6 protein-coding genes are annotated in these 4,518 nt (G+C 35.0%); all 6 read left to right on the top strand.

Features of this window, described 5'->3' with window-relative positions; translation table 11 throughout:
- The first annotated feature begins 166 nt into the window (after positions 1-166).
- Positions 167-661 (top strand): glycosyltransferase, encoded by a 495-nt coding sequence (locus tag WMO25_RS15290; protein WP_349086036.1) that lies wholly within the window; start codon positions 167-169, stop codon positions 659-661.
- Positions 662-664: 3 nt separating this feature from the next.
- Entirely contained in the window at positions 665-907 is a 243-nt protein-coding gene (locus tag WMO25_RS15285; RefSeq protein WP_349086035.1) for a hypothetical protein, read from the top strand.
- A 12-nt stretch (positions 908-919) separates the two neighbouring features.
- Positions 920-1,834, top strand: a complete 915-nt coding sequence (locus tag WMO25_RS15280) for a beta-1,6-N-acetylglucosaminyltransferase (RefSeq protein WP_349086033.1) — start codon at positions 920-922, stop codon at positions 1,832-1,834.
- A 91-nt stretch (positions 1,835-1,925) separates the two neighbouring features.
- The gene (locus WMO25_RS15275) at positions 1,926-3,074 is read left to right on the top strand and encodes a glycosyltransferase family 1 protein (protein ID WP_349086032.1); all 1,149 of its coding nucleotides are present in this window, start codon (positions 1,926-1,928) and stop codon (positions 3,072-3,074) included.
- Positions 3,053-3,724 (top strand): DUF1919 domain-containing protein, encoded by a 672-nt coding sequence (locus WMO25_RS15270; RefSeq protein WP_349086031.1) that lies wholly within the window; start codon positions 3,053-3,055, stop codon positions 3,722-3,724. The genes WMO25_RS15275 and WMO25_RS15270 overlap by 22 nt, the downstream gene beginning before the upstream one ends.
- A gap of 29 nt (positions 3,725-3,753) precedes the next feature.
- Positions 3,754-4,518: glycosyltransferase family 2 protein (locus WMO25_RS15265; protein WP_349086030.1), on the top strand; the 765-nt coding region annotated here is incomplete at its 3' end.

Below are 4,518 nucleotides of genomic sequence, written 5' to 3'. Positions count from 1 at the left end.
AAAACTCTGCTATCCAGTGGCAGATAAGTTCATTGTGGAATGGGAAGAAATGAAGAAAGTGTACCCGAAGGCAGTTAACTTAGGAAGTATTTTTTAAGTTGTCTTTTTCTCGTTTTTAGCAGAGAAAGATTATAGATGGTAAAAATGAAGGGAACGAGTTGGAAAGATGATTTTTGTTACAGTAGGAACTCACGAACAACAGTTTAATAGACTTGTTGAATATATGGATAAATGGGCAGCAGAGCATGATGAAAAAGTAGTAATGCAAACCGGGTACTCTACATATGAGCCTAAACACTGCGAGTGGAGCAAGCTTTTCCCTTATCAGAAAATGGTTAAGATGGTAGGAGAGGCAAGAATAGTAATCACTCACGGTGGCCCTTCGAGTTTTATCATGCCACTCCAGATTGGTAAGACACCAATTGTTGTGCCTAGACAATATAAATATAACGAACATGTCAACGACCACCAGGTTAAGTTCTGCAAAGAAGTAGAAAGCAGAATGGGCACTATTGTAGTGGTTGAAGATATAGAAAAGCTAGGTGGAGTCATAGAGGGTTATGACGAAATCAAAAAAGAAGGAAAGAACACCAGCAATAACGCAAAGTTCTGTGAAGAACTGGAAAGTATTGTTGATGAGATGTTTGAGGGGAAGAAATGAATTATGAAAACCGGAACAATTACTGTTCATGCTCCAAATAATAATGGTTCATTTCTGCAGGCATGTGTAGATGATAGAATCGATGGGTTGCTAGGTCAACTAAATCTGAATGACAGAACTGTAAGTAAGAATGATAATTGTGCAGAAATAATTCAAAGACCAATTGATTATTGCATGGTTAATCAAATATTAGATGGTATTCGAGAAAAAGGAATAGATTACCTGAAAAGAGCTTTATTTGAATAAGAGGAACTACGAATGCGACACGCTTTTTTGATAATTGCGCATAATAATTGGGAACAATTGAAAAAAATGGTTCAATTATTAGATGCAGAAAATCATGACATATACATTCATATAGATAAAAAGAGTATAGATTTCAAGGCAGATAAATTCCTTGAAATTACAAATAAATCTAGGATTTTCATCTATCAAGAATATGAAGTATTTTGGGGCGGCTTTTCCCAAGTGCAAGTTGAATTGTTCCTTTTTGAAAAAGCATACACATTACAGTATGATTACTACCACTTGATTTCTGGAGCAGATTTACCATTAAAAAGCAATAAAGATATCGATACTTTTTTTGAAAGAAATAAGGGAAAAGAATTTATTTTATTTGATGAGGATAAACTGAAAAACGATCCTGAAATATCAAGAAGAGCTAAATATTATCATTTTCTTCAGAATTATCGAAGAAGATTTTCACAGAAGTGGAAGAATGACTTTTTTACGTTTCTGGAAAGAGTATCACTTGTATTCCAGATTTTGTTTCGAGTTAATCGCGTAAAGGACTTGGATTGGGAGATAAAATACGGTTCAAACTGGGTCAGCATTACAAATGATTTGGTAACGGAGATTCTTAAGCAAAGAGAAAAAATAACCATAGCCTTTTCGTGTACGAACTGCGCAGATGAACTATTTGTTCAAACAGTGGCATATAATTGCGGCTTTAAAGATAAACTCTACATTTCAGAAGATGGAATGGCGGAAAATGCCCGTTTTATCGATTGGGCAAGAGGACAAAATGGAAACCCGTATACATTCCATAAGTCAGATGAAAACATGTTGCTAGAAAACAAGAATCTATTTGCAAGAAAATTTTCTGAGACGATTGATCCAGAAATTATAGAGTGTATTTTCACAAAAATACTGAAGGAAAATGAGAGTATATGAAAACTGTATGCAAGTTAAATAAATGTGTTGGGTGTCATGCCTGCAAGGAATTATGCCCAAAGTCCTAAACAAATGAGGGGGGGTGAAATCAATGAAAATTCTTCAGATTCCAACTGGCGGGCTGTTTGCGGATGGAATACTCAGTTGTATTGTTGAATATATGACAGCAATGGATAAATCTGACATGGATATACGAGTTTTAGCAACAAATCGAGCTGAGAAAAGTATCGTCCAGAAAGTTGAAAAAGTCGGTTGTAAGGTTGTTTCAATCCCTTATAGAAAAACAAATATCATTAAGTACTTTTTGAGTTTGTATAGATATATAGCGAAAGAGAAAATAGATATCGTTCATGTTCATGGTAGCAGTGCTATTATGAGTGTTGAACTTCTGGCAGCCATGTTGGCTGGTTGTAAGGTTAGAATAGCACATAGCCACAATACCACATGCGAGAATAGAAAAGCAGATAAAATGCTGCGCCCACTATTTAACAGAACCTACACAGTTGCTTTTGCGTGTGGGCGGGACGCGGGAAAATGGATGTTTGGTGAAGAAAAGTTTGTTGTTATTCCAAATGGACGAAATTTGCAAAAGTATGAATACGATTCTGAAAAACGTGTGCAATATAGAAAAAGTTTGAAGATTCCAAAAGACGCTGTAGTTATAGGACATGTTGGACGGTTTAATACACAAAAAAATCATGAATACTTGATTCGGATTTTTGATGAGCTATATAAAAAAGCGAAAAACGCATATCTTGTACTTATTGGAACAGGATCCACATTAGATGAGATAAAAAAGAAAGTTGTTGATTTGGGTTTGGAAAACCGAGTTATCTTTACTGGAGCGGTCGACAATGTTTCAGATTATTTGTCAGCGTTTGATGTGATGCTGTTGCCAAGTTTATATGAGGGATTGCCGTTGGTTGTGATTGAATGGCAAATTTCTGGGTTGCCTTGTATTATCTCAGATTCGATTACGAAAGAATGTGCGATAACATCGCTGGTTAAATTTGAATCAATTAAGGAATCGCCGACAGTTTGGGTTGATGATATAGAAAAGTTGACGATACAAGATCGTAGTGGGAATAAGGATAAGATTTTTAATGAGATAAAAGCTGCTGGATACGATATTCAAACAGGAGCAGGAAAACTAAAAAAAATATATGATAACTTGTATTTCGTTTGTAGTAAAAGTTCGAAATTGAAAGGACATAAGAAATGCCTACATATGAAGGATTAAGATTAAAAATATTGAAATATTGGCGCGTGAGATTGGCTAATCATCGCAAAAAGCAACTAAAGTCTACAGACTTTACAATCATCTCCAATAATTGTTGGGGTGGTATGATTTATGAATCTTACAATTTGCCAAAGGAATCACCTACAGTCGGAATGTTCTTTATGGCAAAGGACTACATTGAATTTTTGTCTGACTTAAAAGGCTACATCAATGGTAAGCTCATATTTATTAATCCAGAAGAGTCTCGGTGGAAAGATGCTCCTCAAGTATCAGGTGATAAAAGATTTGGTACATATCCAGTTGGGGTTTTATCTAATGGGAAGAATACTATCGGGTTGTTTTTTCTTCATTATCACAGTGAAAAAGAAGCGAGAGAAAAATGGGAACGCCGTATTAAGCGTATTAACTGGAATAAGTTGCTTGTGAAGTTTAATGATCAGAATGGCTGTACTGAAACAGAAGTGAATAGGTTTATGGGATTACCGTATAAGAATAAATTGTTTTTTACATGTAAAGAATGGCCAAATCTGAGTGGGGGGGGGTACACAGTTATCCACCAATTCCCCAAGCATGATTTTATAATGGCTTCTTATGAGCCGTTTGGGAAAAATAGATATATTGATATAACTGAGGTTCTAAATTCTCTGTAAATATGAACTTCAGTTTACGGAGGATTTTTATGAATATCGCAGTTTTAATGTCAACATATAATGGCCATTCCTATTTAAATGAACAGTTAAAAAGTCTTGCACAGCAGACAGTTGTCGAAGATGTAACCGTTTATATTAGGGATGATGGAAGCACGGATGATACCTTTAAAATAATTGAAAAATGGAAAACAAGGATGGCCATTGTTTTATACAAGGAAAGTAATGCTGGCCCTGCAATGAGTTTTTGGCAACTACTTATGAAACAAGATATACAGGCTGACTATTATGCATTTTGTGATCAAGATGATGTGTGGGACCCCAATAAACTAGAAGTTGCTATAAAACAATTAAATTCTAATACTCATTTCTGTGCGTGTAATTGTAGAATCATTGATGAAAATGGAATTATTATTGATGAAAAAAGATGTAAAAAAGTGCCTGAGATAAGTATGGAAAAGCTTTTTGTTTCAGGCGTCACACAAGGGTGTTCTATGGTTTTCGATGACGCTCTTAGACGATTTATTATAGAAAAAAAATTACAGTGTATTCCAATGCATGATGTGGTGTTAATGTTATATGCAATGAGTTTTGGAAAAATATACTGGGACCAGGAACCTCACTTTAGCTACCGAGTTCATTCAAATAACGTTGTTGCTAAAAGTAATAAATCAATAACTCAAAAGATAAAAACAACGTGGTGGAATTGGAAAAACAGTAGCACTCACTCCATGGCAACGGTTGCGTGTGAAATGCTTAATAATATAAAAAATATGAGTGATGAGGAAAAGTCATTT

The organism is Coprococcus intestinihominis, assembly GCF_040096555.1.
GTDB lineage: Bacteria > Bacillota > Clostridia > Lachnospirales > Lachnospiraceae > Coprococcus_A > Coprococcus_A intestinihominis.
This window is presented reverse-complemented; position numbering and strand designations above follow the sequence as displayed.

Bases quoted from the DNA above. Each gene is read 5' to 3' on its own strand.
- WMO25_RS15290 (WP_349086036.1), top strand. From the start codon at position 167: ATGATTTTTGTTACAGTAGGAACTCACGAACAACAGTTTAATAGACTT.
- WMO25_RS15285 (WP_349086035.1), top strand. From the start codon at position 665: ATGAAAACCGGAACAATTACTGTTCATGCTCCAAATAATAATGGTTCA.
- WMO25_RS15280 (WP_349086033.1), top strand. From the start codon at position 920: ATGCGACACGCTTTTTTGATAATTGCGCATAATAATTGGGAACAATTG.
- WMO25_RS15275 (WP_349086032.1), top strand. From the start codon at position 1,926: ATGAAAATTCTTCAGATTCCAACTGGCGGGCTGTTTGCGGATGGAATA.
- WMO25_RS15270 (WP_349086031.1), top strand. From the start codon at position 3,053: ATGCCTACATATGAAGGATTAAGATTAAAAATATTGAAATATTGGCGC.